The sequence below is a fragment of the Cryobacterium sp. M25 genome (assembly GCF_002929635.1).
Taxonomy (GTDB): Bacteria; Actinomycetota; Actinomycetes; order Actinomycetales; family Microbacteriaceae; genus Cryobacterium; species Cryobacterium sandaracinum.
Genome location: NZ_PJJU01000023.1, coordinates 1 through 24,345, shown reverse-complemented (window position 1 = coordinate 24,345; position 24,345 = coordinate 1). Strand labels below are relative to the sequence as shown.

Here is a 24,345-nt window from a genome sequence, read left to right as displayed (position 1 = left end):
GAGCCGACGCCGCTGCCGCCGCCGAGCCGACGCCGCTGCCGCCGCCGAGCCGACGCCAACGCGGACGCAGTCGACCCGAACGAATTCGACGGAGATTTTGCTTAAAACAGCCCGAAATACTTTGCAAAAGCAGTTACAAACGAGATTCTCCGTCGAATTCGTTCGACGCTGTGAGCGATGCAACCGATCGATCCGGACTCACTCAGCCGGCCCCTCCCCAACCCGGCCGGCCGTCATCCCGGGACGGATGCCGGCGCGCGCGGTCGCGCCTGCCTCCGGAGTGATGGACTGATGCGGTGATCCGAGCCGATGTCCCGCTGACCCTCCCCACCCGCCCTGCCGCCCTGCCGCCGCTTGGCTTCCCGCTCATCGCAAGCGTGGCGCCGCTGGCCGCGGCCGGGGCGATCTGGCTGATCACGGGCTCAGCCTTCGTGCTGATCTTCGCGGTGCTCGGCCCGGTCATCGCCGTGGCCGGCATGCTCGACGCGCGGCGCACGGGCCGCCGCGCCCGGCGCACCAACGCCCTCGACCAGGAGCAGGCACTGGCGACACTGCGGGCCGAGGTGGCCCTGCGCCATGAGGAGCTGCTTCGCGCGCACTGGCGGCGCACGCCCTCGGCCAACAGCATCGTCGCCGCCCCGCACGCCGCCATCCGTTGGACCGGTTCGGGAGCAGACGTGAGCCTGGGCTCCGGTGCGGTGCCCAGCGGGCTACGCCTCGACGGCGGCGCCGCTCCCGACGAGCATCGCGACGTGCGCGACTGGGCTGCCGCGCTCACCGAGGCACCGATCGACGCCGATGCCGGCGGTGGTATCGGCATCGTCGGACCGCTGTCGCTCGGGCAGGCGCTGGCCCGCGGGCTGCTGGTGCAGCTGGCCTGCTCCCTGGCTCCAGACCAGGTCGGACTCACCGTGCCTGATCGCGGTTGGGAATGGGCGGTCGCCCTCCCGCACGACACCGGGCAGTCCTGCGCCCGCCGCCTCGTGATCTGCCAGGCGCCGTCGGGCGGGGCACCCTGGGCGGGGCACCCCCGGGGTCGGGGTTGGTCGTCGCCCTGGCCGGGACTCTCGCCGAATTGCCGTGGGGCTGCGCCACCATCGTGCGGGTGCAGGGTCCCGGCCGGGCTGAGGTGCTGCGCTCCAGCGTGCACGCCTGGGGAAGTGGCTTCCGGCCCGAGCTGATTACCGTCGAACAGGCGATCGTGGTCGCCCGCGTGCTAAGCGCCCGGGCCGCGGCGGCTGGATTGGTCCAGAATGCGCGGCGGGTCCCCGCATCCGTTGCCCTTGGTGAGCTCTCCGGCTTCCAGCCCGGGAATCGGGCACCGCATGGGCAGCCCCAATCGCCGAACCTCCGTTGCGTCATCGGGGTGGGAGAAGCGGGGGAGGTGTCGCTCGACCTGGTCGGGGCAGGGCCGCACGCGGTCGTCGGCGGCACGACCGGCAGCGGCAAAAGCGAACTGCTGGTGACCTGGGTGGCGGCGATGGCGGCGGCGGCCGGCCCCGACGAGGTGACGTTCCTGCTGGTCGATTTCAAGGGTGGGGCCGCGTTCGCCCCGCTCTGCGCCCTTCCACACTGCGTGGGTCTGATCACCGACCTGGACGTGCACCAGGCCGCCCGGGCGCTGGACAGCCTGGCCGCCGAGCTGCGGTACCGCGAACGCGTACTCGGGCGTGCCGGCGCGCGTGACATCGTGGACCTGCGGAGGCAGGATGCCGGCGGGGCGCTTCCGCGGCTCGTGATCGTGGTCGACGAATTCGCGACCATGCTCACCGCATTCCCCGACCTGCACGCTCTGTTCGTCGACATAGCCGCGCGGGGCCGGTCGCTGGGCGTGCACCTGATCCTCTGCACCCAGCGGCCCACCGGTGTGGTGCGTGACGCCCTGCTCGCCAACTGCACGCTGCGGGTGTCGCTGCGGGTGAACAACCGCGCCGACAGCGTGGCGGTGCTGGGCACGGATGCGGCCGCGGCCCTCGGCGCGGACCAAGCCGGCCGCTGCCTGATCGCCGCGGACTCCTCGGGGCCCGTGCTCTGCCAGGTGGCGACGACCTCGCCGCGCGAGATCCGCTCCCTCGCAGCCGCGGACGCCGATGCGCCGAACCCTCGGCGCCCCTGGCTCGACCTGCTACCTCAGACGGTAAGACGCGAGGACCTCCTCGCCCTCGTCGCGGGCGGAACGGCGGCCGACGAGAGTGCGTTCGGCGGCGCCGCGGTGGCGGCCGGGCACGACCGTGCCGTTCCCGACGCTCGTGCCGCGCCCGGCGGTCTGCTGGGCTTGCTCGACGAGCCGGAACTGCAGCGCTACCGGGTGGCCCGCTACGAGCCGATCGCCGAGGGCAGCCTGCTCGTGATCGGCGGTCCCCGCTCGGGCAAGTCAACGGCGCTGGCGTCGGTCGCGGCGGGGTTCGCGCCCGTTGGAGATGCCGTGTTGCTCGGAGCGGACGTCGAGGCGGTGTGGGACTGCCTCGTCAAGGCGCGCCAATGCCTCGACGCCGGCGAGAGTCCGGCTGCCCGGCTGCTGCTTCTCGACGACTTCGATAGCGTGCACGCCCGCTGGGACCAGGAGCACCGTCCGGCGGCCCTCGAACTGCTCGTCGGGCTGCTCCGCGACGGCGCGGAGGGCGGCCTGCGGATCGTCATCGCCGCGCAAAGGCTCACCGGATCGCTGCAGTCCCTGCCTGCCCTGTGCCAGAGACGGCTGGTGCTGCGCCTGCCCGATGTCGCCGAGCACGTCGCGGCCGGAGGAGTGGCTGCCCTGTTCGACGACCGCCTTCCGCCCGGCGGCGGGAGCTGGCAGGACCATCGCATCCAGCTCCTCGCGCCGGAGCAGAGCGGTGCAATCCCGGATGTCGCGGCGCAGCGGGACATCGAGCCACTCACGGATGCCGCCGCACTCCTGGGGCGGCCCGGGCAGACCCTTCTCGTCGTGTCGGACTCGCCGTCCTGCTCGGCCGCAGTGCTGGGAACGGTTCCCGGTGCGCGGGTCGTCGACCTCGCCGCGGTGTCCCACGGCGAGCTGGCGGAGGCCGCGCGAGCAGGCGCGTCGCTCCGGCTGAGTGAGTCACAATCAGGCACCGCCTTCGTCGGAGACGTGGACGCGTGGCAGGCGCAGTGGTCCCTGCTGGGTGCCCTGCGCCCGCACGCGGACCTGGTCTTCGACGGCTGCAGCCTGGCCGACTACCGGGCCATCAGCCGACGCCGGGACCTGCCTCCGCCGTTGGCACCCAACCGAGGTCGGGTGTGGGTACTGCGCCCGGACGGCGCCGTGCACCGGGCCACGCTGCGGGCCCAGGTCGTGTAGCCGCCGGCCGCGAAGTCCCGCAGCACAGTCCCACAGCACAGTTCAGCGGTGCCGGCCCCGCCGCCGTCCCGCCGTGGATCAGGCCAGCGCGTCCACCAGACCGCGGAGCGGCAGCGAGTGCGCACTCGCGACCGGGCCGCTGGTGATGAGGCCGCCGACCGTGGACAGGCCGAAAGCGAGCGCGGCATCCGTTCGGAGCGCGTCCTTCCAGCCTCGGTTCGCGATCAGCCGAACATAGGGAAGCGTGGCGTTGGTGAGCGCATAGGTGGAGGTGCTCGGCACGGCCCCGGGCATGTTCGCCACGCAGTAGAACAGGGACTGATGCACAGTGAACGTCGGATCGGCGTGCGTCGTCGGGTGGGAGTCGGCGAAGCAGCCGCCCTGATCCACAGCGATGTCCACGAGCACGCTGCCCGGCTTCATCCGGGCCACGAGCTCGTTGCTGACTAGCTTGGGGGCCCTGGCCCCGGGGATCAGGACCGATCCGATCACCAGGTCGGACAACACCAGCGCCCGGTCGATCTCGTAGCTGTTCGAGGCGATGGTCTGCACCCGCCCGTAGTACAGCGCGTCGATTTCGCGCAGGCGGAACAGGTTGGTGTCGAGCACGGTCACCTGGGCGCCGAGCCCGAGGGCGACCTGCATGGCTGCCGTGCCGGCCACGCCCCCGCCGAGCACGGTGACCCGAGCCGGATGCGTTCCGGGCACCCCGGGCACGAGCAGGCCCGGTCCGCCGTTGGGCTTGAGCATCGCATTGGCGCCGACGATGGGTGCCAGGCGGCCCGCAACCTCGCTCATCGGCGCGAGCAGCGGCAGCGCCCGCGTCGGCAGCTGCACGGTCTCGTAGGCGATCGAGGTGACACCGCCCTCCAGCAGCGCACGGGTCAGGGCGGGTTCCGCGGCCAGGTGCAGGTAGGTGAACAGCAGCAGATCGGGGCGAAAATAACCGTACTCGCTCGCCACGGGCTCCTTCACCTTGAGCAGCAGGTCGGCGGCGGCCCAGGTTGACGCGGCATCCGGCATGATCGTCGCGCCCGCCGCCGCATAGTTCTCGTCGCTGAGCCCGGAGCCGAGCCCGGCCCCCGTTTCGATCAACACCTCGTGCCCGTGCGCCACGAGGTCGTGTACGCCGGCCGGGGTGATCGCCACCCGGAACTCGTTGTTCTTGATTTCTGCCGGAACTGCGACCTTCATGGCGCTCCCTTGTCTAACGAATTCGACGGAGATTTTGATTCAAAAACCGTTTTTGGGGCCAAAAACGGCCCTCATGGTGAAAATCTCCGTCGAATTGGTTCAAACCCTCAGCGGTGGACCTCCGGGCGGTGGACCACTCTGGCCTGAGCGAAATCCTACCGCCGCCGAACAGCTCATTTCGATTGAGAGTGTCGCCATAGAGTGCTGATTTCGTGCGTGATCTGACCAAAAATTAACGATTCGGTCACTCTTGGGTGCGCAGGAGGCGCTCCTGTGCAAGTATCTAGCAACTCGCAATGAAAGCTGTGAGAGCTCATCCGCTGAGAAGTGCAAGGAGACCCGACCATGAAGCCCAGGCCGTTGCCCGCAGATCCCATGATCGCTCAGCTGGTCCGACAGGCCCGGGCGACCACGATGGGGCGCCGCGCTCTGCTCGCCGGAGCCGGTGGCGGGGCCGCAGCCCTGGCGCTCGCCGCATGCTCGACCGGAGGGGCCACGAAGCCCACCGCCGCCCCCGACGAGTCCGACAGCAGCAAGCTCGTGCGCTGGGACAACTGGGCGCTCTACATCGACGTCGATGACGCCGGCGACTACCCCACACTGGATGCGTTCACGGCCGAAACCGGTATCAAGGTCGAGTACACCGAGGCCGTCGACGACAACAACACCTACTACGGCAAGGTCAAGGACCAGCTCGCCCTCGGTCAGGACATCGGCGCCGACACCGTTTGCCTGACCGACTGGATGGTCGGCCGCTGGATCCGGTTCGGCTACACCCAGGAACTCGACCAGGCCAACATCCCCAACCTGAAAAACTTGCTCCCGTCCCTGAAAGACGTCGGGTTCGACCCCGGCCGCAAGATGAGCCTGCCGTGGCAGGGCGGGTTCGCCGGCATCTGCTGGAACAAGGAGAAACTTCCGAACGGCATCGCCTCGGTCGAGGACCTGTGGAGCTCCGACCTCAAGGGCCGGGTCGGCGTTCTGTCCGAGATGCGCGACACCATGGGACTGATCATGCTCGACATGGGTGTCGACATCGCGGGCGACTGGGGCGACGACGAGTTCTTCGCCGCGATCGACGTGCTGGAGAAACAGGTCGGCGACGGCCAGGTTCGCAACATCAAGGGCAATGCGTACAAGGAAGACCTCATCAACGAGGACACCCTCGCCGCCATCGTCTGGTCCGGCGACATCGTGCAGCTCAACGCCGAGAACGGGGACAAATGGGAGTTTGTGGTCCCCGACAAGGGCGGCACCCTCTGGAACGACAACTTTCTGGTGCCGATCGGCTCCACGCACAAGAAGAATGTCGAGAAACTCATCGACTACTACTACGACCCGGCCGTCGCCGCCGAGGTCGCCGCCTACGTGAACTACATCACCCCCGTTGCCGGCGCCAAGGAAGCCGCGATGGCAATCGACCCCGAGCTCGCGAACAACCAGCTGATCTTCCCGGACGACACGACCCTGGCCAAGGCTCGCGTCTTCCGCACCCTGACCGGCGCGGAGGAGCAAAAGTACGACGCCGCCTTCCAGGGCATCCTGCTGGGCTCGTAGGGATGGCCAACGGAGAGTTCGCCAGCGCGGGGGCCGACCTGGAGCTGGTGGGCATCCAGAAGAGGTTCCCGGGCTTCACCGCTATTGAGCATCTCGACCTGAAGATCCCCGCGGGGTCGTTCTTCGCGCTGCTCGGCCCGTCCGGCTGCGGCAAGACCACGACCCTGCGCTTGGTGGCCGGCCTCGAGGAACCGACGGCCGGGCGCATCCTGATCGGGGGCACGGATGTGACGAACCAGAAATCCTTCCAGCGTCCGGTCAACACGGTGTTCCAGAGTTATGCCCTCTTCCCGCACATGACGGTGTCGGAGAACGTCGCCTTCGGGCTGCGCCGCCGGCGGATCGACGACCCGGTCGCCAAGGCTCACGAGGCGCTCCGCCTGGTGGAACTGGACCACCTCGCCGCCCGCCGCCCGCAACAGCTCTCCGGCGGACAGCAGCAGCGCGTGGCCCTCGCCCGCGCGATCGTCAACCGGCCGGCCCTGCTGCTGCTCGACGAGCCCCTCGGCGCGCTCGACCTGAAGCTGCGGCGCCAGATGCAGCTCGAGCTGAAGACCATCCAGGAGGAGGTCGGCCTCACGTTTCTGCACGTCACCCACGACCAGGAGGAGGCCATGACCATGGCCGATACCGTCGCGGTCATGAACAAGGGCCGGATCGAGCAGATGGGCGCCCCCGAGGAACTCTACGAGCTGCCGCGCACGGCGTTCGTCGCTAACTTCCTCGGCCAGTCGAACCTGTTCACCGGCCCCGTGGTCGGTAGCACGAGCGAGGCCATCTCCGTGGCCGTGGCCGGCCAGAAAGTCGTGGTTCCGGCGGCGCGCGCGCACCGGCACACCGGCGAGGTCACCATCGGCGTCCGCCCGGAGAAGCTGACCCTGCACGTGACCGAACCCGTCGCCGACGTCGCCCGCAACCTGATGGGTCCCGGCCGGGTGATCGACGTCTCGTTCAGTGGGGTCAGCACCCAGTACCTGGTCGAGGTCGCCGGCGTCGGCACCCTCATCGTCTTCGCGCAGAACATGGCGTTCGGCCCCGTCGCCCATGAGGGGTCCGAGGTCTGGCTGGACTGGAACATCGAACACGGCTTCGGGCTCGAGGACGACGCCTCGGCGGAGCCCCGTTTCGAGGCGGACGACAGCACCCGGAGCATCGCGACCCAGAAACGCTCCTCCCTGCTCACGGAGCTTGAGGGAGCCTAGGGTGGCGTTCGCGGCATTCTCCACCAGCACCACCGCGCCCGAACCGGCGCCGCGCCGGAAGAGTCCGATCGCGCTGCTCCTGCTGTTGCCGGGCATCCTCTACCTGGTGCTGTTCTTTCTGGCCCCCCTCGTCTCGCTGCTGCTGACGTCGTTCCAGGCTCCCTCGGAATTCGGCGACGTCGGCCAGTACTCCTACGCCTTCCGCTGGGAGAACTACGTCGACGTGATCACGGCCTACTGGCCGCACATCATGCGCTCCTTCGGCTACGCGCTGATCGCCACGCTGCTCGCCCTGGTGTTCAGCTACCCGCTGGCGTACTTCATCGGCGTGAAGGCGCGGCCCTGGCCGTTGCTGCAGAGCCTCATGCTGGTGCTGGTGATCGCCCCGTTCTTCATCAGCTTCCTGCTGCGCACCCTGGCCTGGAAGCAGCTCCTGTCCGACGAGTCGTTCGTGATCACCTCGCTCAAGGCTCTGTCGTTGCTGGCACCGGATGCCCATTTCACGGGCACTGCTTTCGCCGTCATCTTCGGGCTCACCTACAACTTCATCCCGTTCATGACCCTGCCGCTCTACACGACGCTCGAACGGCTCGACCTGCGTTACCTCGAGGCCGGCAGCGACCTCTACGCGCATCCGTTCGACGTGTTCCGCAAGATCACGATCCCGCTGTCGATGCCCGGCATCGTGGCCGGAACCCTGCTGACCTTCATCCCGGCGGCCGGCGACTACATCAACGCGAGCCGGGACTTCCTCGGCGGACCGGACACCCAGATGATCGGTAACGTGATCGAGGCCAACTTCCTGGTGCTGCAGAATTATCCGGCGGCGGCCGCGCTGTCGATCATCCTGATGTCGGTGATCCTGGTGATCGTGAGCGTCTACGTCAAACGGTCGGGCACGGAGGAGCTGCTGTGAAAATCTCCCTGGGCAAGTGGTTGCTGCCGCTTTACACGGTGATGGCGCTGATCTTCCTGATGGTGCCGATCGTCTACACGTTCGTGTTCTCGTTCAACGACTCGCTCAAGTCCAACATCACCTGGCGCGGGTTCACCTTCGACAAGTGGCTGAACGTGTGCCAAGTTCAGAACGGCGCCGTCTGCGAGGCGTTCGGCAACAGCATCCTGATCGGCGTAGTGGCCACGGTGGCCGCGACCACGCTCGGCACCATGATCGCGATCGCCCTCGTGCGGTACCGGTTCCGGTTCCGGTCGCAGACGAGCCTGCTCCTGTTCCTGCCGATGGCCACGCCGGAAGTCGTGCTCGGCGCCGGCCTGGCCGCGCAGTTCCTGTCGCTCGGCGTGCCGAAGGACATGTCCACGATCATCCTGGCTCACACTATGTTCTGCATCAGCTTCGTGGTGGTGACGGTCAAGGCGCGTGTCGCGAGCCTCGACCCCGCGCTCGAGGAGGCCGGCCGGGACCTCTACGGCTCGGCAACCCAGGTGTTCGCGCGGATCACCTTTCCGCTCCTGCTGCCCGGCATCCTGGCGGCCGCGCTGCTCTCCTTCGCGCTGAGCTTCGATGACTTCATCATCACCAACTTCAACTCCGGCGCCGTCACCACGTTCCCCAAGTACATCTACGTGTCCGCCGCCCGGGGGATCCCGGCCGAGGCGAACGTGATCGCGTCGGCGGTGTTCATTTTCGCCCTGGTGATCGTGGTCACCGCCCAGGTATCCCGGGCGGCCAAGGAGAAGCGGCTGGCAAAACTGGGCTGACTCCCGGCCCGCGCCCTACACGTAGCTGGCGCGGATCTCCCCGACCGGGAGCCCGCCGCCCAGCACCATCAGGTGCAGCTCGGGCAGAATGGCCTCGACGTCGCTGTGTGCGATCGCACCGGAGTCCGCGAGCAGACGCAGGGCCACGATGGCGGTTGCCCGCAGGCTGCCGTCGAGAATCTTGAGGGCGACCGTCGTGCCGTTGGCGGCGGAGGCGACGCAGATGCCCTCCGCGCCGGTCTTCACGAACAGTCCGAGGCGGTCGATCACGACCGTGTCGGGCATGCCGGGTCCGGCGATGACCCAGCCGTTCTGCCGTATTGCCTCGCCGAGGAAGCCGGCCTCGCGGTAGATCGCGAACGGCGAGTTTGACTTGGACGTGGCGATGCGGGCGATGCCGCGTGCCAGAGCGGTGAGGGACAGCGCGTGAACCGGCGCGCCGCATCCGTCGATGCCCGACGCCGACGGCCGCTCGCCGGTGAAGCGCTCCACCACGTCGAGAATGCGCTTCTGCAACGGATGCGCCGGCTCCAAGTATCCAGACAGCGCCCAGCCGTTCTGCTGGCAGGCCACGAGCATCGCGGCGTGCTTGCCCGAGCAGTTCATGTAGATCGGGGCCTTGGCGGCCCCCAGTCGCACCAGGGCGTCGCGGGTGGGAGAGTCGTCCGGCCAGGCCGCCGGGCAGGCGAGCGCCGTCTCGGGGATGCCGGCGCGGGCGAGGAGCCCGCGCACGAGGTCGGCGTGGCGCTGCGTTCCGGTGTGGCTGGCGGTCGCGATGGCGGCGTCTTCCCCGCGCAGGGTGACCCCACTGGCCATCACGGCGATGGCCTGGAAGGGCTTCATCGACGACCGCGGGAAGATCGGGGTGGTCACATCGCCGAGGGCGCGCAAAACCGCGCCCTCGCTGGTGAGCACGACCGCGCTGCCGGCATGCCTCGATTCGATGAAGCCGCTGCGCTCGACCACGGCCAGTTCGACCGCATCGGGGACGAAGAACGTCTGCCCGGCGTGGATTGGCACCTCGAATGTCGTTGTCACGGTGTGTGCTTCGCGCCTAAAGCGCGGCGATGGCGTCGTCGATGACCGAGAGGGCATCGTTCAGGAGGGCATCACTCACGGCCAGGCTCGGGAGGAAGCGCAGCACGTTGCCGTAGGTTCCGGCGGTGAGCAGCAACACGCCGTGCTGGGCGGCGTAGGCGGCGATGGAGGACACGGCGGCGGCGTTCGGCGCCTTCTCCGTGTCACCGGTGCCCGGCTGCACGAGTTCGATGGCGATCATGGCGCCGCGACCGCGGATCTCGCCGATGATGTCGTACTTCTCCTTGAGAGAACCGAGGCCGGCGCGCAGGGTGTTCTCGATACGCACACCCTCGGCGAGCAGATCGCCTCGCTCAATCGACTCGAAGACCGCGATGGCCGCGGCGCAGGAGACCGGGTTACCGCCGAAGGTTCCGCCGAGGCCGCCGGGCTGCGAGGAATCCATGATCTCGGCGCGGCCGGTGACGGCGGCCAGCGGCATGCCGCCGGCGATGCCCTTGGCGGTGAGCACGAGGTCGGGGGTCCAGCCGAAGTGCTCGCTGGCGTAGTACTTGCCGGTGCGGGCCATGCCGCTCTGGATCTCGTCTGCGATCATGACGACGCCGTTCGCGGTGCACCAGGTCTGCAGGGCGTTGAAGTAGCCCTCGGCCGGAACCATGAAGCCACCCTCACCCTGGATGGGCTCGACGACCAGGCAAGCCAGGTCGGTGGGTCCGACGACCTTCTCGAGGTACGCGATCGTGCGCGCCGCGGCATCCGCGCCGCTCAGACCGTCGTGATACGGGTAGGAGCTGGGGGCGTGGTAGACATCGCTGGCGAGGGGGCCGTAGCCGGTGGCGTAGGGCATGGCCTTGTAGTTCATGGCCATGGTCAGCACCGTGCGACCGTGGTAGGCGTGGTCGAGCACGGCGACGGCGCGGCGGCCGGTGTGCTTGCGGGCGATCTTGACACCGTTCTCGACGGCCTCGGCGCCCGAGTTGATCAGCACCGACTTCTTCGGCCAGGAGCCGGGGGTGTGCTCGGCGAGAAGTTCGCAGACGCGCACATACTCCTCGTAGGGCGTGATGGTGAAGAGGGTGTGGATGAAGTCCTGGGTCTGTTCGACGGCGGCCGCGACCACGCTGGTCTCGGTGTGGCCGATCGTGGTCACGCCGATGCCGGCGCCCAGGTCGATGAACTGGTTGCCGTCGACGTCGACGAGGATGGCGCCGTTCGCCTTGGCGATGTAGACGGGCAAAGCGGATGCGACGCCGCCGGAGACGACGGCGAGCCTGCGCTGCTGGAGTTCTTTCGAGCGCGGACCCGGGATCGCGGTCACGATCTTGCGTTCCTGCGGCACGGTGTAAACCGGTGCGGCGGGGGTGGACGGGGAGGTCGAAGGCGTCAGCGTGTCAGTCATGATCTGACCAGTTTACCGATCGATGCGACGGGAGGCGCGGCGAATTGCTGCGACAATCGGTTCCCTGGCCGCATTACGGCCCGTTGTCGGCCGCGAATCGGCCCGCAGAGCCGCGCAAATCGAAGGAGGCGCCGTGATCGGTGCACACCACCACTACGCCGTGAACATCGCCTGGACAGGCAACCGAGGCACCGGCACGAGCAGCTACCGGGACTACGGCCGGGATCACCTGATCACCGCGCCCGGCAAGGAGCCGATCAGCGCATCGGCCGATCCGACCTTCCACGGGGACGCCGACCGTTGGAACCCGGAGGAACTGCTGCTGGCCGCCCTCAGCGAATGCCACCTGATGAGCTACCTGCACGTCGCCGTGAAGCACGGCGTGCAGGTCGTCGACTACACCGACGACGCGACCGGGTCGATGGCCCAGACGACGGATGGTGGCGGCCACTTCACCGAGGTGACCCTGCGACCGCGCGTCACGGTTGCCGACCCCGGCCAGGTCGAACTCGCGCAGTCCCTGCACGCGGAGGCCGCCGGCCTCTGTTTCATCGGCGCATCCGTGAACTTCCCCGTCGTTCACCAGCCGCAGACGGTGGCGCTCGCCGACACTGAGGTGTGACGCCGACCCGGTCACCGCAACGTGCGGTCGGTGGCCGTGCTCCCTGCGGCGGCGGCGATCAGACGGCTTCCGCCGCACGCTCACCGCCACCTACCCGGGGTTCTATCGGTGCTACAGGCCGGACAAGGCGGCGAGGGTTTCCTCGATCACGGAGGCGGCATCGTCGATCAGCGCCTCGGAGATGACGACCGACGGCATGATGCGCAGCACCGAGTCCCAGCTGCCGGCATCCAGCACGATGACGCCGTTGGTGGTCGCGTGCTTGATGATCGCGGTGAGAGCCTCGGGGTACGGTGTGGTCGTGCCCGGGTGAACGAGCTCCACCCCGAACATCGCACCCTTGCCGCGCACGTCGCCCACGACCGAGAACCGCTTCGGCCAGTCGCCGATGCGCGCCCAGAGGGCCTTCTCGACGCGACGCGCCTCGCCGAGGAGGTCGTCCCGCTCGATCAGGTCGAAGACGGCGAGGGCGGCCGCGGTCGAGACCGGATTGCCGCCGAAGGTTCCGCCGATGCCGCCGGGCTGCACAGAGTCCATGATTTCGGCGCGGCCGGTGACGGCGGCGAGCGGGAATCCGCCGGCGATGCCCTTGGCGGTGGTGACGAGGTCCGGCACCACGTTGTGGTGCTCGATGCCGTACCAGGCGCCGGTGCGGGCGATGCCGGCCTGGATCTCGTCGGAGACGAAGACGATGCCGTGCTCGGTGCAGAATTCGCTCAGGCGCTTGAAGAATCCGGGAGCGGGGATGACGATGCCGCCGTCGCCCTGGATCGGCTCGATGAAGAAGGCCGCGATCTCGGTGGCGCCGATGTGGGTGTTGATGTAGTCGATGGTCTTCTCGGCGGCTTCTTCGCCGGTCAGGCCGTCACGGTAGGGGTAGCTGGTCGGCACGCTGTAGATCTCGCCGGGGAACGGTCCCATTCCGGCACGCTCGGGCCAGGGGCGGTAAGTCATCGCCATGGTCAGGTTGGTGCGACCGTGGAACGCGTGGTCGAGCGCAACGATGGCGCGCCGGCCGGTGAACTTGCGGGCGATCTTCACGGCGTTCTCGACGGCTTCCGCGCCGGTGTTCACCAGGATGGAGCGCTTCTCGAAGTCGCCGGGGGTGATCTCGGCGAGCTTCTCCGCGACGGCCACGTAGTTCTCGTACGGGGTGACGGTGAACAGGGTGTGGGTGAGCTTGGCGGCCTGCGCCGCGGCGGCCGCGGCCACCTCGTCGTTCGCGTGACCGATGGTGGTCACGCCGATGCCGCAGCCAAGGTCGATGATCTGGTTGCCGTCGACGTCGACGAGGATCGCTCCCGCTCCGTGATCCATATAAATGTTCGCCAGCGTGCCCGCACCGCGGGAAACCGCGCGCAGGCGGCGTTCCTGCAATTCGACCGACTTGGGGCCGGGAAGGGCGGTGACGAGCTTGCGCTCCTGGGGTACCGAATACGTGTCAGACATGACTCCAGCTTAGGTCGCGCCCGTTTCCGCGGTGTTTCCGGGCGGCGGATGCTCGGCTCGGCCGGCCCGAAAACGGCTAGACGCGTTCGCGCGGGAAGACCCGGTCGGCGATCTTTTGCAGGGTGCCCGAGGGCGGCGACTCGTTGTACCGGCCGGCCAATTCCTGACGGGACAGGGCGTGGATCGCGGCCATGATCTCGTCGGTCGCGCCGCGCCGTGCCTTGCCGGACTCAGCGGAACCGTGGCGGCTCAGGTCGAGGGGCTCGCCGAAGGTGACCGTGACCTTGCGGATGCGCGGGAATTTCGCTCCCACCGGCTGGATCTCCTGTGTGCCGATCAGCCCGACCGGAACCACGACAGCCCCCGTGGTGAGGGCGAGCCATGCCACGCCCGTGCGGCCCTTGTACAGGCGGCCGTCGAGGGAACGGGTTCCCTCCGGGTAGATCGCGAACGCGCTGTCGGATTCGAGGATGTTGCGGCCCGCGTCGAGAGCGTCCTGGGCGGCCTGCCCCGCGCCGCGTTCGACCCCGACCGCTCCGATCGAGGTGAAGAAGGTGCGCGAGACGAAACCCGTGAACCCGGTGCCGGTGAAGTAGGTGGACTTGGCCAGGAACTGCACGCGCCGAGGTGCGACCAGCGGAATCACGATGCTGTCGATGAACGACAGGTGGTTGCTGGCCAGGATGACGCGGCCGCTGCGCGGGATGTTATCCCGGCCGGTGATGGTGGGGCGGAAGACCAGCCGGGCGATCGGCGCCATGATGCCGTAACCGAGAAAGTAGACGAATCCGGGGCGCTTCGTGCGCTCCGATTCCTCCGCCGACAGGTCGACGGGAGTTGCATCCTGGGAATCTTCTTTGGAACCGGTCATCCTTGGACCCTACCGCCACGGCCCGCCCCGCCACGAAAGGCGGCGGCGCCACCTAAAATTGCAGGATGCGCAGACGAGTTGTAATTCTCGGGTCGACCGGCTCGATCGGAACCCAGGCCCTCGATGTGATCAAGGCCAACCCCACCCGGTTCGAGGTGGTCGGGCTCTCCGCCGGCAACAACAGGACGATGCTCGAGGCGCAGGCCGCCGAGTTCGAGGTCGAGCACACGGCGCTCGGCGCGGACGAGGCCGAAGAGCTCGTGCGCGACGTCGAGGCCGACGTGGTGCTCAACGGCATCACGGGCTCGGTGGGCCTCGGGCCGACTCTCGCCGCCCTGCGAGCCGGTCGCACGCTGGCCCTGGCCAACAAGGAATCGCTCATCGTCGGCGGCGACCTGGTGAAGTCGCTGGCGGCGCCGGGACAGATCGTGCCCGTCGACTCCGAGCACTCCGCCATCGCGCAGGCGCTCCGCTCGGGAACGGCCGGCGAGGTGCGACGCCTGGTGCTGACGGCATCCGGGGGCCCGTTCCGTGGCCGACGACGCGGGCAGCTCGCCGACGTCACGCCGGCCGAGGCGCTCGCGCACCCTACCTGGGAGATGGGGCTCGTCGTCACGACCAACTCGTCCACCCTCGTCAACAAGGGCCTCGAGGTGATCGAAGCGCACCTGCTCTTCGACGTGGAATACGAGCGCATCGATGTGGTCGTGCACCCGCAGTCCGTCGTGCACTCCATGGTGGAATTCATCGACGGATCGACGATCGCCCAGGCGTCCCCGCCGGATATGCGTCTGCCGATCTCGCTCGGGCTGGACTGGCCGAACCGCGTCGCGGCGGTCGGCACCCCGATCGACTGGACCATCCCGCAGAACTGGACCTTCGAGCCCCTCGACACGACGGCTTTCCCGGCCGTCGACCTGGCCAAGCAGGTCGGGCGCGCGGGCGGCACCTACCCCGCGGTGTTCAACGCGGCGAACGAGCAGGCCGTGGCGGCTTTCCACGCCGGCACCATCGGGTTTCTGGACATCGTCGACACCATCCAGCGTGTCGTCGAACGGCACGAGCAGGACGGCCCGCTCACACGCGAGTCGCTCGCCGGCGCCGAGGCGTGGGCCCGCGCCGCGGCGGACAAGCTCCTCGCCCGCTGAGAAAGCCGGCCATGCGGCTCAGGCCGTGTCGCCTGAGCTGCGGTAACTGTCCGCGGTGGCGGCGAGGGCATCCGGCCACGGGGTCTTGCCGACGCCGAGCTCGCGCTCGGTTTCGGCGGAATCGATGATGTACGGCACCCTGAGCTGATAGCTCGAGGCCCAGATCTCGTGCATCATCGGGTTCAGCGCGCCGAGCGATTTGAGCAGCCACTGCGGGTAGCCCGCCACCGTGCCGTGCGTGCCGTAGCGGCGGTTAAGCTGGGCGGCGATGTCGTCACGGGTGATGGCCGTGCTCGGCACATGCCAGAGCCGGCCCCAGTCGCCCCGGTAGTCGGCGGCGGCCACGAGAGTTGTCACGATGTCGGGCAGGTAGCTCCAGCTGTGCACGCGCCCGGGCCGGCCCACGACCCGGGCGGTCTTCGATTCCAGGATGGCTCTGAAGAACCGGTCGTCGAGATGCGCAGTGCCGACGACGCCCGGCCCGAAATAATCGCTCGCCCGCACCTCGACGGCCCGAATCTCGCCGCGGTCGTGCGCGTCCCTCGCCCGGTGCCAGAGCTCCTTGCGCACGAGCCCCTTCGTCTCGGTGGTCGTTTCCGGCGAATGCTCGGTCATCGGCCCGGTCGGAGACCCGTACGGGTAGAGATTGCCCATCATCACCAGGCGGGCGCCGCTGACGGATGCCGCCGTCAGCGCCGCGTCGATGACCGGCGGCCACTGGGTGGGCCAGTCGGTGTACCGCGGGTTGATGCACAGAAAGATCGTCGACATGCCGGTTGCCGCCCGGGCGAAGGTCTGGGCGTCGCTCGCGTTCAGCACGACAGATTCTACCCCGGGTGCCGCCGCGCCGGAGCGTGTTCCGACGGTCACCTGGTCTCCTCGAATCATCAGACGCTCGGCGAGCGGTCGCCCGACCATGCCGGCGCCGACGATCAGTTGCTGGGGCATGTATCCTCCTGAGGTGAGGCCGACGCTAGTCCTCGTCGTCGCAGCCGTCGTCGTTCTTCTTGCATTTACCGTCGTCCTTGTCGTTGCCGTTGTCAACGGACGTCGGGCTCGGGGCTGGAACCGGGGCCACGGTCGGCTCCGGCTTGCTCGCCTCGATCGCGGCGGTCAGGTCCGCGGACACCAGGTTGAGGGCTGACTGGATGTCGGCAGCACGGGCGGCGCTCACCCCGTCCGCCGCGGCCGCGGTCAGCAGGTCGGCCTGGACGGCCTCGAGCGAGGCCTGGGCGGCCTCGAAGTCGCCGGCCGCGGCGGCCGCTGTGACGTTCCGCACACCGGCCTGCAACTCGGTGGCGGTGCTCTGCTGCAGGTCGGGAGGCGTGCTCCCGCACCCGGTCAGGGTGGACGCGACGAGCGTGACCGCGGCCAGCGCGAGTGTTAGGCGGGCCCGAGGCATCATGGCGTCACGCTTTCCTGGAGTCGCTTCAGATTGGTGCCGAGGGAGCCGTCGACGGCCGGGTAGGTAGCGGCGGGCGTGGCCGGTTCAGCCACCCGCGGGGTGAAGACCACCACGGCGAGAACAATGAGCGCGGCCAGGACTCCGAGCGAGGCGAGCACTCGGGGCCGGCGCCACGCGGGAGCGATGGTGGTGCCACGGGCGCTACCCGGGGACCGTTCCGCCGCGCGGCCCGGTGAGCGGGCCGGAGCGCCGGCCGGCGTCAGAAACTCGGTGGGGGCATCCGCGCCGGGTTTCGGGGCAGCGATGACCTTCGTGACGGCCAGAACCGCAGTCGGCTCGAGGGTCGCGGCCCTAAGAACCGCGGTGGGCTCGAGGGTTTCGGTGGCGCCCAGGACGGCAGTGGGCTCCAACAGCTCGTTAGCGCCCAGATCGGCGGTGGGTTCCAGAAGCTCGGTGGCCCCCGGAGCCCCCATTGCCACGGTGACTGCGGTGACATCGGCGACGTTCTCCCGGCTGACCAGGCGTCGCAGCTGCACGGCTGCGTCGCCCGCGCTGAGTCGGTCGGCCGGCTCGCGGATGGTCATGCCGCCCAGAACAGCGGCCCAGCGCTGGCCGAGATGGGCCGGGATGTGCGGCTGCCGCTGCAGCCTGGCCATTGCCGATTCGATCGCCGTTCCGGTGAAGGCGCGCTCGCCGGTGAGGCATTCGAGCAGCACGAGTCCGAGCGAGTAGACGTCGCTGGGCGGGCCGATGGTGCTGCCGAGTGCCTGTTCGGGGCTGAGGTAGCCGGCCGTGCCGAGCAGAGACCCGGTCGCCGTGAGGCGGGTCGCGTCGAAGAGACGGGCAATGCCGAAGTCGGCGAGTTTGGCATGCATGGCGCGGCCGGGGAAGCCCGACGGTGCGAGCAGCACGTTCGCGGGCTTGATGTCGCGGTGGATGATGCCCTGCGCGTGCACGTAGTGCAGCGCCTCCGCCAAGTCGGCGCCCATGGCTGCCACCTCGTCGGGGTGCAGGGTCCCGTCGGCGATCTTGCTGCGCAGGTCCGTGCCGTCCACGAGCTCCATCACGATGTAAGTGCGCGAGACTCCGTCGATCACGGCCGTGCCGGCGTCGAACAGGGTGACCAGGGCGAAGTGGTTGAGGCTCGCGAGCACCGTGACCTCGCCGCTCTGGCGCTCGGGCCCGGCGTCGTCGGCCGTGTCGAGACGGAACAGCTTCACGGCGACCGTACGCCCCAGAAAGAGGTCGGTGGCCCGGTAAACGGATGCCATCCCGCCCGTTCCGAGCAGAGCGTCGATACGAAAACGGTCGGCCAGGCTGATGCCGATGGGACCGACGGCGTGTGGCTTGGACAGAGGGAACCTCCTCGTGGATCCGTAAAGTCAAGCAAACCACACCTTGCAGGGGGAACAGCCAGCGCCCTCGCAGGGTGGAGTGGGTAATCTACGACTGTGGAAACCGTGCTGCTGTATATTCTGGGCGTTCTGATCGTCGTGGTCGGCCTTGCCCTGTCCATCGGCCTGCACGAGATCGGGCACCTGCTTCCCGCCAAGCTCTTCGGCGTCAAGGTCACCCAGTACATGATCGGTTTCGGGCCCACCCTATGGTCCCGTCGCAAGGGCGAGACCGAGTACGGCGTGAAGGCCATCCCGCTCGGCGGCTACATCGCCATGATCGGAATGTTCCCGCCCGCCAAAAAGGGCGGCAGAGTGCAGGCATCCAGCACTGGCTTCTTCAACCAGCTGGTGCAGGAGGGCGAACCGGAGAAGAAGCCCAGCGCCATGGCCACCATGGTCGACGACGCCCGCCAGTCCAGCGCCGACACCATCGGTGAGGGCGAGGAGCACCGCGCGTTCTACCGCCTGCCCGTCTTCAAGCGTGTCATCATCATGCTCGGCGGGCCCACGATGAATCTCCTCATCGCGGTCGTGCTCTTCGCCGTGCTCCTGATGGGCTTCGGAACGGCCCAGGCCAGCACCAGCGTCGGCAGCGTGTCCGAGTGCGTGCTGCCGGCCACGAGCACCCGGCAGACCTGCGAACCGACCGACGAGAAGGCGCCCGGCGCCGCGGCCGGCCTGCAGCCGGGCGACCGCCTGGTCAGCATGAACGGCACCCCGATCGACAGCTGGGACCAGTCCACCGAGATCATTCGCGAGTCGCCGGGCATCCCGCTTGCCACCGTCGTCGAACGCAACGGCACCCAGCAGACCCTGACCATCACCCCGAAACTCACCGAACGCTACGTGAGCGATGCCGACGGCGAGATCGAAGAGGATGCCGCCGGCGAGCCGAGGACCCAGGAGGTCGGCTTCGTCGGAATCGGCCCGGCTGGCGAGCTCGTGCCGCAGCCGGCGACCGCCGTGCTGCCCGCGGTGGGCGAGAACATCGGCGCGGTCGTGCACATGATCGCGAACCTGCCGCAGCGCATGATCGATATCGCCAACGCGGCCTTCGGACCGGGGGAGCGCGACGCCAACGGCCCGATCAGTGTGGTCGGGGTCGGCCGCGTCGCCGGCGAGATCGCCAGCATCGACGCCATCCCGGTGAACAGCAAGATCGCGAGCATGCTGGGGCTCCTGGCCTCGCTCAACGTGGCCCTGTTCGTGTTCAACCTGGTGCCGCTGATGCCGCTCGACGGCGGACACGTCGCCGGCGCGCTCTGGGAAGGGTTGCGGCGTCAGATCGCCAAGCTGTTCAGACGCCCCGACCCGGGCCCCGTCGACACGGCGAAACTGATGCCGCTCACCTTCGCCGTCGTGGTGGTGCTCGGCGCCATGAGCCTGCTACTGATCTACGCGGACATCGTCAAACCGATCAACATCTTCGGCTGACCCGCGGCGCGTCCCGGCGCAGCTCCCCGCGGCTCTGCCCGGCGAGATTCGCCGAGATTCGCCGAAAATGCCGAGAGTCGCCGTTCCGCCAGGTCAACTGGGCAAAAACGGCGACTCTCGGCGTCTGCGAGCGGCGTCCGGTACGGGCGTTAGCGCGAGAGCAGCAGCGCCTCACCCTGGCCGCCGCCGCCGCAGAGGGCGACGGCGGCCTTACCGGTGCCGCGCCGGGCCAGCTCAAGCGCCGCGTGCAGCGCGAGGCGGCCGCCCGAGGCCCCGATCGGATGCCCGAGGGCGATCGCGCCGCCGTGGATGTTGACCTGCTCGGGGGAGAGGCCGAGCTCCCGGGTCGATTCGAGCGACACCGCGGCGAAGGCCTCATTGATCTCGACCAGATCGAGCTCGTCGGCCGCCCAGCCCTGGCGCTCCAACGCGCGTTGGATCGCGTTCGCCGGCTGTGAGTGCAGCGAGTTGTCGGGTCCGGCGACCTGGCCGGAGGACTCCACCACCGCCAGCCAGCTGAGCTCATTGTCGTCGGCGAAGCGGCGGCTGCACAGCACGAGGGCGCTGGCACCGTCGCTCAGCGGCGACGAGTTGCCGGCCGTGACGGTGCCGTCCTCGGTGAAGGCCGGGCGCAGCCGACCCAGCGTCTGCGTGGTGCTGTCGCCGCGCACACCCTCGTCCGTGGCGACCAGGAGCGGCTCGCCCTTCCGCTGCGGAACGCTGATCGGGGTGATCTCGTCGTCGAAGACGCCGTTCTCGACGGCGGCGGCGGCGCGCTGGTGCGAGGCGGCCGCGATGGCATCCTGGTCCGCCCGAAGCAGGCCGAGCCGCCCGTTGACATGCTCGGTGGAAAGGCCCATAGAGAGGCCGTCGAAAGCATCCGTCAGCCCGTCGCTGGCGGCGTGGTCAAGCATGGTGACGCTGCCGTAGGCCCAGCCCGTGCGCGAGCCGGGCAGCAGGTGCGGGGCGTTCGACATCGATTCCTGGCCGCCGGCCACGACGACATCCGCTTCACCGAGACGGATGATCCGGGCCGCGTCGATCACGGCGGCCAACCCCGAGAGGCACACCTTGTTCAGAGTCATCGCCGGAACGTTCCACGGGATGCCGGCGCCGATCGCGCTCTGCCGGGCCGGGTTCTGGCCGGAGCCGGCCTGCAGGACCTGGCCCATCAGCACGAACTGCACCTGGTCGGGTGTCACGCCGGCGCGGGCGAGCGCCCCGGTGATGGCAGCGGTTCCCAGCTGCACGGCGGTGAGGCCTGAGAGCTGCCCGTTCACCCGACCCTGCGGTGTGCGCGAGCCCGCGAGGATGACGACGTCGCTGCTGTTCACGGCACTGTGGTTCATAGCGGATCTCCTTCAGAAGACCGATCGGGCCAAGGGCCGATCGGGTAGGTGTGGCGATGCGTTCCGGCGGTGGCCCCGACCGTCGGGAGTCATCCTGCATCCGTTCAGATTTCGCCCGGTCTCGCCGCGTAAGCTGTCGCCGTGGCTGCAATCAACCTGGGAATGCCCAAAGTACCTGAAGTACTCGCTCCGCGTCGCAAGACGCGTCAGATCAAGGTCGGCAAGGTACTCGTCGGCGGTGACGCGCGCGTGAGCGTGCAGTCGATGACGACGACGCCGACCACGAACATCAACGCGACCCTGCAGCAGATTGCCGAGCTGACGGCATCCGGCTGCGACATCGTGCGCGTCGCCGTGCCCAGCCGCGACGACGCCGAGGTGCTGCCGATCATCGCGATGAAGAGCCAGATCCCGGTCATCGCCGACATCCACTTCCAGCCGAGCTACGTGTTCGCCGCGATCGACGCCGGCTGTGCCGCCGTGCGCGTCAACCCGGGAAACATCCGCAAGTTCGACGACCAGGTCGGCAAGATCGCCGCCGCGGCCAAAGCAGCCGGCGTCTCGCTCCGCATCGGCGTCAACGCCGGCTCGCTCGAGCCGAGCCTCATGCAGAAGTACGGCAAGGCCACCCCGGAGGCGCTCGTCGAGAGCGCCGTCTGGGAAGCCAGCCTGTTCGAGGAACACGACTTCCACGACTTCAAGATCTCCGTCAAGCACAACGACCCGGTGATCATGGTCAAGGCCTACCGGCTGCTCGCCGAACGCGGCGATTGGCCCCTGCACCTCGGCGTCACCGAGGCCGGACCGTCGTTCCAGGGCACCATCAAGAGCGCCACGGCGTTCGGTATCCTGCTCGGCGAAGGCATCGGTGACACCATCCGGGTGTCGCTGAGCGCGCCCCCGGCCGAGGAGATCAAGGTGGGCCTGCAGATCCTGCAGTCGCTGAACCTGCGCGAGCGCAAGCTCGAGATCGTGTCCTGCCCGAGTTGCGGTCGCGCCCAGGTCGACGTGTACAAGCTCGCCAACGACGTCACCGACGGCCTCGAGGGCATGACCGTGCCGCTCCGGGTTGCCGTGATGGGTTGTGTGGTTAACGGACCGGGCGAGGCCCGCGACGCCGACCTCGGCGTGGCGTCGGGTAACGGCAAGGGCCAGATCTTCGTGCGCGGCGAGGTCATCAAGACCGTGCCGGAGTCGGAGATTGTCGCGACCCTGATCGAGGAGGCCAACCGGATGGCCGCCGAGATGCCGCCGAGCGAAGACTCCCTCGGCGCCCCCGTCGTGACGGTCGGCTCCAACTAGTCGAGATCCAACGAGTCCAGCGAGTCCCATTCGCTGGGTCGCGTCGCGTCGCGTCCGGAAGATCAGATCTCAGGCGCCGCGTGCATGACGTTCATCACAGGTGGAGCACCGTTCCAGCGTTGAACCAATTCGACGGAGATTTTCACGTAATCGGGCGATGTCAAGCTGAATGGAGTCACTGGGGTTAGTTTGTGGCGGTTTCGTCGAGGAGATGATTGATCCCGACGATGCCGGCTGGTGCGGGTGTTGTTGGTCGTGTGCGGAATCGTTCCGGGTGCTTCTGGTGGTAGTCCTGCAGGGCATGGTTACGGATGCCGTGGGCGTGCCGCCAGGAGCCGTCGTGGACTTGCTGGGGTGAGAACAAGGCGATGCCGGAGTGTCTGTGGGTCGTGTTGTACCAGGGCACGTAGTCGGCCAGGTGGTTGCGGGCGTCCTCGAGACTCTCGAATGTTCCGGGGTAGTTGGGCCGGTATTTCATCGTGCGGAACTCGGACTCGGAGAATGGGTTGTCGTTGGAAACGTAGGGCCGGTTGTGGGTTTTGGTGACGTTGTGCTCTGCGAGGAGCTCGGCTAAAGCGCCCGATCGCATCGCGGGGCCGGAGTCCGCGTGCACGAATCGTGGGATGCCGTGTTCGCGGAACGCGGTCTGGAACATCTCCACGGCGAGGTGGTCACTCTCGCGTTCCTCGACCCGCCAGCCGACGACCTTGCGGGAGTAGATGTCGATGATCGAGTAGGCCTTGAACGCTTTCCCACGCCACGGAGAGCGCAGATCGGTGATGTCCCAACTCCATACCTGTCCGGGTCCGGTCGCGGTAAGCACCGGTTTTTCGCGCGGCGTGCGGGACCCGCGTCCCGTGGGCACCAGGGGGCGGGCGCTCTGGTCTTCGATGTCGGCTGCGATACGCCACCATGACCGACGGCCGGCGAGCATCACCCCCGCATCCCAGGTGGACGCGAACGTGTGATCGACCGAATGCCCGACTGCCCACCCTGCGGTGATCTTCTTAGCGATCGTCGTCCGATCGGTCGTGGGGATGCGTGAGAGGTACGCGCGATCTTTCTGCTCGACCGGCTCGGGCATCCGTGGCCGGGGCGTGCTCCGGTACTGCCAGGTTGAGCGCGCGACACCGGCGATAGCCAATGCGCGACGTTGCGAGCCCGTGGTGCGCGTCAGCTCAGCCACGAGCTCGTTCTCAAGCGTCAGGAATCGGACGGATCGGGCGTCGTCGGGGTGTCTGCGGGCTCTTCCTCGCTCATCGCGTGCAAGAGCCCGATAGCTTTTCCCAGCGCCCTGTTGGTGTCCTCCAACTCGCGCACCCGCGCGCTCAACTTGGCCAGCTCAGCCTCGTGTGCCGCTTGCTCGGCGGCACGCATTTTCTCCAGCGCTGTGCGCTTACCCGGTGGGACAGTCATATGACTACCTTCTCGCGGAATCAGCCCACGATCGAGGTCACCCACGTAGACCGCATCGCGCCAACGCCTCATCGTGCGCTTCGAGACATCCCGCTCCGCCAACCAGGCGCCTTTACGCCCATGCGCCACCCGGTGGTACTCATGAACGAACTCGCGGATCTCCTCCGTTGTGAACCCCGGGCTTATCGACATTGCCTTGCCTCCTACTGCTTGTGAAGTGACTCACAAGCAGCTTGACGCAGAGGGAATGGGGACTTTTCGCGGGCTCTAGGGCCGATTCCGGCAGAACCTCCGTCGAATTCGTTCGGGAGAGGGAAGCTGCCGGGGCTCTGATGGGAAGGACTCGTCGGCCGGAACGTGCGGTCATTCGGCGTCGCGGTGCGTCGCTGGGCCAGCCGCGCACACTCGTCATGGGCATCCGTTGTCACGTAAACGCGGAGATTTTTGAGACACGCCGGTTTTGGCGCTGGGGTGACCCGGTCTTTTCGGACGGGGTCCTTGGTTTCATTTTAGGCGGCGAGTGTGAGTTTGATGAGGCGTTC

The 24,345-nt window shown here is 68.2% G+C and carries 21 protein-coding genes; 10 read left to right on the top strand and 11 right to left on the bottom strand.

Features of this window, described 5'->3' with window-relative positions; translation table 11 throughout:
* Window positions 1-296 precede the first annotated feature (296 nt).
* On the top strand, window positions 297-1,181 hold the full coding sequence (locus CXY81_RS16240) for a hypothetical protein (RefSeq protein ID WP_158251967.1): 885 nt from the start codon (window positions 297-299) through the stop codon (window positions 1,179-1,181).
* Window positions 1,076-3,301, top strand: a complete 2,226-nt coding sequence (locus CXY81_RS00920; RefSeq protein ID WP_158251966.1) for an FtsK/SpoIIIE domain-containing protein — start codon at window positions 1,076-1,078, stop codon at window positions 3,299-3,301. Before CXY81_RS16240 ends, CXY81_RS00920 begins: the two co-directional genes overlap by 106 nt.
* 78 nt (window positions 3,302-3,379) lie before the next feature.
* Here the strand turns inward: CXY81_RS00920 and ald are convergent, their stop codons facing one another.
* Entirely contained in the window at window positions 3,380-4,495 is a 1,116-nt protein-coding gene (gene ald / locus CXY81_RS00915; protein WP_104170325.1) for an alanine dehydrogenase, read from the bottom strand.
* 345 nt (window positions 4,496-4,840) lie between these two features.
* Between ald and CXY81_RS00910 the strand changes: the two genes are divergently transcribed.
* Genes CXY81_RS00910 through CXY81_RS00895 form a run of 4 tightly spaced genes read left to right on the top strand, consistent with a single transcriptional unit; the run spans window position 4,841 to window position 8,973 of the window.
* Window positions 4,841-6,052 (top strand): spermidine/putrescine ABC transporter substrate-binding protein, encoded by a 1,212-nt coding sequence (locus CXY81_RS00910; RefSeq protein ID WP_104170324.1) that lies wholly within the window; start codon window positions 4,841-4,843, stop codon window positions 6,050-6,052.
* 2 nt (window positions 6,053-6,054) lie between these two features.
* Window positions 6,055-7,254, top strand: a complete 1,200-nt coding sequence (locus tag CXY81_RS00905; protein ID WP_104193691.1) for an ABC transporter ATP-binding protein — start codon at window positions 6,055-6,057, stop codon at window positions 7,252-7,254.
* Between the two features lies 1 nt (window position 7,255).
* Window positions 7,256-8,170 (top strand): ABC transporter permease, encoded by a 915-nt coding sequence (locus CXY81_RS00900; RefSeq protein ID WP_104100278.1) that lies wholly within the window; start codon window positions 7,256-7,258, stop codon window positions 8,168-8,170.
* Window positions 8,167-8,973 carry an ABC transporter permease gene (locus CXY81_RS00895; RefSeq protein WP_233193911.1) on the top strand — a complete coding sequence of 269 codons (807 nt, stop codon included), beginning with the start codon at window positions 8,167-8,169 and terminating at the stop codon, window positions 8,971-8,973. The genes CXY81_RS00900 and CXY81_RS00895 overlap by 4 nt, the downstream gene beginning before the upstream one ends.
* Before the next feature lie 15 nt (window positions 8,974-8,988).
* Here the strand turns inward: CXY81_RS00895 and CXY81_RS00890 are convergent, their stop codons facing one another.
* Both CXY81_RS00890 and gabT read right to left on the bottom strand, forming a co-directional pair.
* Window positions 8,989-10,011, bottom strand: coding sequence for an asparaginase (locus CXY81_RS00890; protein WP_233193910.1), 1,023 nt, complete (start codon window positions 10,009-10,011; stop codon window positions 8,989-8,991).
* Between the two features lie 16 nt (window positions 10,012-10,027).
* The gene (gene gabT, locus CXY81_RS00885) at window positions 10,028-11,410 is read right to left on the bottom strand and encodes a 4-aminobutyrate--2-oxoglutarate transaminase (RefSeq protein WP_104193690.1); all 1,383 of its coding nucleotides are present in this window, start codon (window positions 11,408-11,410) and stop codon (window positions 10,028-10,030) included.
* Between the two features lie 136 nt (window positions 11,411-11,546).
* Here gabT and CXY81_RS00880 point away from each other — a divergent pair, with 136 nt between their 5' ends.
* Complete coding sequence (locus CXY81_RS00880) at window positions 11,547-12,032, top strand: OsmC family protein (RefSeq protein WP_104170369.1); 486 nt, start codon at window positions 11,547-11,549, stop codon at window positions 12,030-12,032.
* A gap of 111 nt (window positions 12,033-12,143) precedes the next feature.
* Here the strand turns inward: CXY81_RS00880 and CXY81_RS00875 are convergent, their stop codons facing one another.
* Both CXY81_RS00875 and CXY81_RS00870 read right to left on the bottom strand, forming a co-directional pair.
* On the bottom strand, window positions 12,144-13,481 hold the full coding sequence (locus tag CXY81_RS00875) for an aminotransferase class III-fold pyridoxal phosphate-dependent enzyme (protein WP_104170320.1): 1,338 nt from the start codon (window positions 13,479-13,481) through the stop codon (window positions 12,144-12,146).
* 76 nt (window positions 13,482-13,557) lie between these two features.
* Window positions 13,558-14,352 carry a 1-acyl-sn-glycerol-3-phosphate acyltransferase gene (locus CXY81_RS00870; RefSeq protein WP_104193689.1) on the bottom strand — a complete coding sequence of 265 codons (795 nt, stop codon included), beginning with the start codon at window positions 14,350-14,352 and terminating at the stop codon, window positions 13,558-13,560.
* Window positions 14,353-14,417: 65 nt separating this feature from the next.
* Between CXY81_RS00870 and dxr the strand changes: the two genes are divergently transcribed.
* Entirely contained in the window at window positions 14,418-15,500 is a 1,083-nt protein-coding gene (gene dxr, locus CXY81_RS00865) for a 1-deoxy-D-xylulose-5-phosphate reductoisomerase (protein WP_104170318.1), read from the top strand.
* A gap of 18 nt (window positions 15,501-15,518) precedes the next feature.
* Here dxr and CXY81_RS00860 read toward each other — a convergent pair whose 3' ends face one another.
* From CXY81_RS00860 to CXY81_RS00850, 3 genes are read right to left on the bottom strand one after another with little or no spacing between them, the layout of a single operon-like run.
* Window positions 15,519-16,448 (bottom strand): NAD(P)H-binding protein, encoded by a 930-nt coding sequence (locus CXY81_RS00860; protein ID WP_104170317.1) that lies wholly within the window; start codon window positions 16,446-16,448, stop codon window positions 15,519-15,521.
* 25 nt (window positions 16,449-16,473) lie between these two features.
* Window positions 16,474-16,905, bottom strand: a complete 432-nt coding sequence (locus tag CXY81_RS00855; RefSeq protein ID WP_104100271.1) for a hypothetical protein — start codon at window positions 16,903-16,905, stop codon at window positions 16,474-16,476.
* Window positions 16,902-18,203, bottom strand: a complete 1,302-nt coding sequence (locus CXY81_RS00850) for a serine/threonine-protein kinase (RefSeq protein ID WP_369828312.1) — start codon at window positions 18,201-18,203, stop codon at window positions 16,902-16,904. The genes CXY81_RS00855 and CXY81_RS00850 overlap by 4 nt, the downstream gene beginning before the upstream one ends.
* 153 nt (window positions 18,204-18,356) lie before the next feature.
* Between CXY81_RS00850 and CXY81_RS00845 the strand changes: the two genes are divergently transcribed.
* Window positions 18,357-19,736 carry an RIP metalloprotease gene (locus CXY81_RS00845; protein WP_166786648.1) on the top strand — a complete coding sequence of 460 codons (1,380 nt, stop codon included), beginning with the start codon at window positions 18,357-18,359 and terminating at the stop codon, window positions 19,734-19,736.
* Between the two features lie 149 nt (window positions 19,737-19,885).
* Here CXY81_RS00845 and CXY81_RS00840 read toward each other — a convergent pair whose 3' ends face one another.
* Window positions 19,886-21,085 (bottom strand): acetyl-CoA C-acetyltransferase, encoded by a 1,200-nt coding sequence (locus CXY81_RS00840; protein ID WP_104193688.1) that lies wholly within the window; start codon window positions 21,083-21,085, stop codon window positions 19,886-19,888.
* A gap of 141 nt (window positions 21,086-21,226) precedes the next feature.
* Between CXY81_RS00840 and ispG the strand changes: the two genes are divergently transcribed.
* Window positions 21,227-22,387 carry a flavodoxin-dependent (E)-4-hydroxy-3-methylbut-2-enyl-diphosphate synthase gene (gene ispG, locus CXY81_RS00835; RefSeq protein ID WP_199180900.1) on the top strand — a complete coding sequence of 387 codons (1,161 nt, stop codon included), beginning with the start codon at window positions 21,227-21,229 and terminating at the stop codon, window positions 22,385-22,387.
* A 184-nt stretch (window positions 22,388-22,571) separates the two neighbouring features.
* On the opposite strand, the gene CXY81_RS00830 is transcribed toward ispG, so the two are convergent.
* Together CXY81_RS00830 and CXY81_RS00825 are read right to left on the bottom strand one after the other, a co-directional pair.
* On the bottom strand, window positions 22,572-23,573 hold the full coding sequence (locus CXY81_RS00830; protein ID WP_146067577.1) for a DDE-type integrase/transposase/recombinase: 1,002 nt from the start codon (window positions 23,571-23,573) through the stop codon (window positions 22,572-22,574).
* Between the two features lie 17 nt (window positions 23,574-23,590).
* On the bottom strand, window positions 23,591-23,995 hold the full coding sequence (locus CXY81_RS00825; protein ID WP_104193686.1) for a hypothetical protein: 405 nt from the start codon (window positions 23,993-23,995) through the stop codon (window positions 23,591-23,593).
* Window positions 23,996-24,345: the final 350 nt, after the last annotated feature.

Coding starts and splice junctions, on each gene's coding strand:
- ald (WP_104170325.1), bottom strand. CDS start 4,495: ATGAAGGTCGCAGTTCCGGCAGAAATCAAGAACAACGAGTTCCGGGTG.
- CXY81_RS00910 (WP_104170324.1), top strand. CDS start 4,841: ATGAAGCCCAGGCCGTTGCCCGCAGATCCCATGATCGCTCAGCTGGTC.
- CXY81_RS00905 (WP_104193691.1), top strand. CDS start 6,055: ATGGCCAACGGAGAGTTCGCCAGCGCGGGGGCCGACCTGGAGCTGGTG.
- gabT (WP_104193690.1), bottom strand. CDS start 11,410: ATGACTGACACGCTGACGCCTTCGACCTCCCCGTCCACCCCCGCCGCA.
- CXY81_RS00875 (WP_104170320.1), bottom strand. CDS start 13,481: ATGTCTGACACGTATTCGGTACCCCAGGAGCGCAAGCTCGTCACCGCC.
- CXY81_RS00870 (WP_104193689.1), bottom strand. CDS start 14,352: ATGACCGGTTCCAAAGAAGATTCCCAGGATGCAACTCCCGTCGACCTG.
- dxr (WP_104170318.1), top strand. CDS start 14,418: ATGCGCAGACGAGTTGTAATTCTCGGGTCGACCGGCTCGATCGGAACC.
- CXY81_RS00860 (WP_104170317.1), bottom strand. CDS start 16,448: ATGCCCCAGCAACTGATCGTCGGCGCCGGCATGGTCGGGCGACCGCTC.
- CXY81_RS00855 (WP_104100271.1), bottom strand. CDS start 16,905: ATGATGCCTCGGGCCCGCCTAACACTCGCGCTGGCCGCGGTCACGCTC.
- CXY81_RS00840 (WP_104193688.1), bottom strand. CDS start 21,085: ATGAACCACAGTGCCGTGAACAGCAGCGACGTCGTCATCCTCGCGGGC.
- CXY81_RS00825 (WP_104193686.1), bottom strand. CDS start 23,995: ATGTCGATAAGCCCGGGGTTCACAACGGAGGAGATCCGCGAGTTCGTT.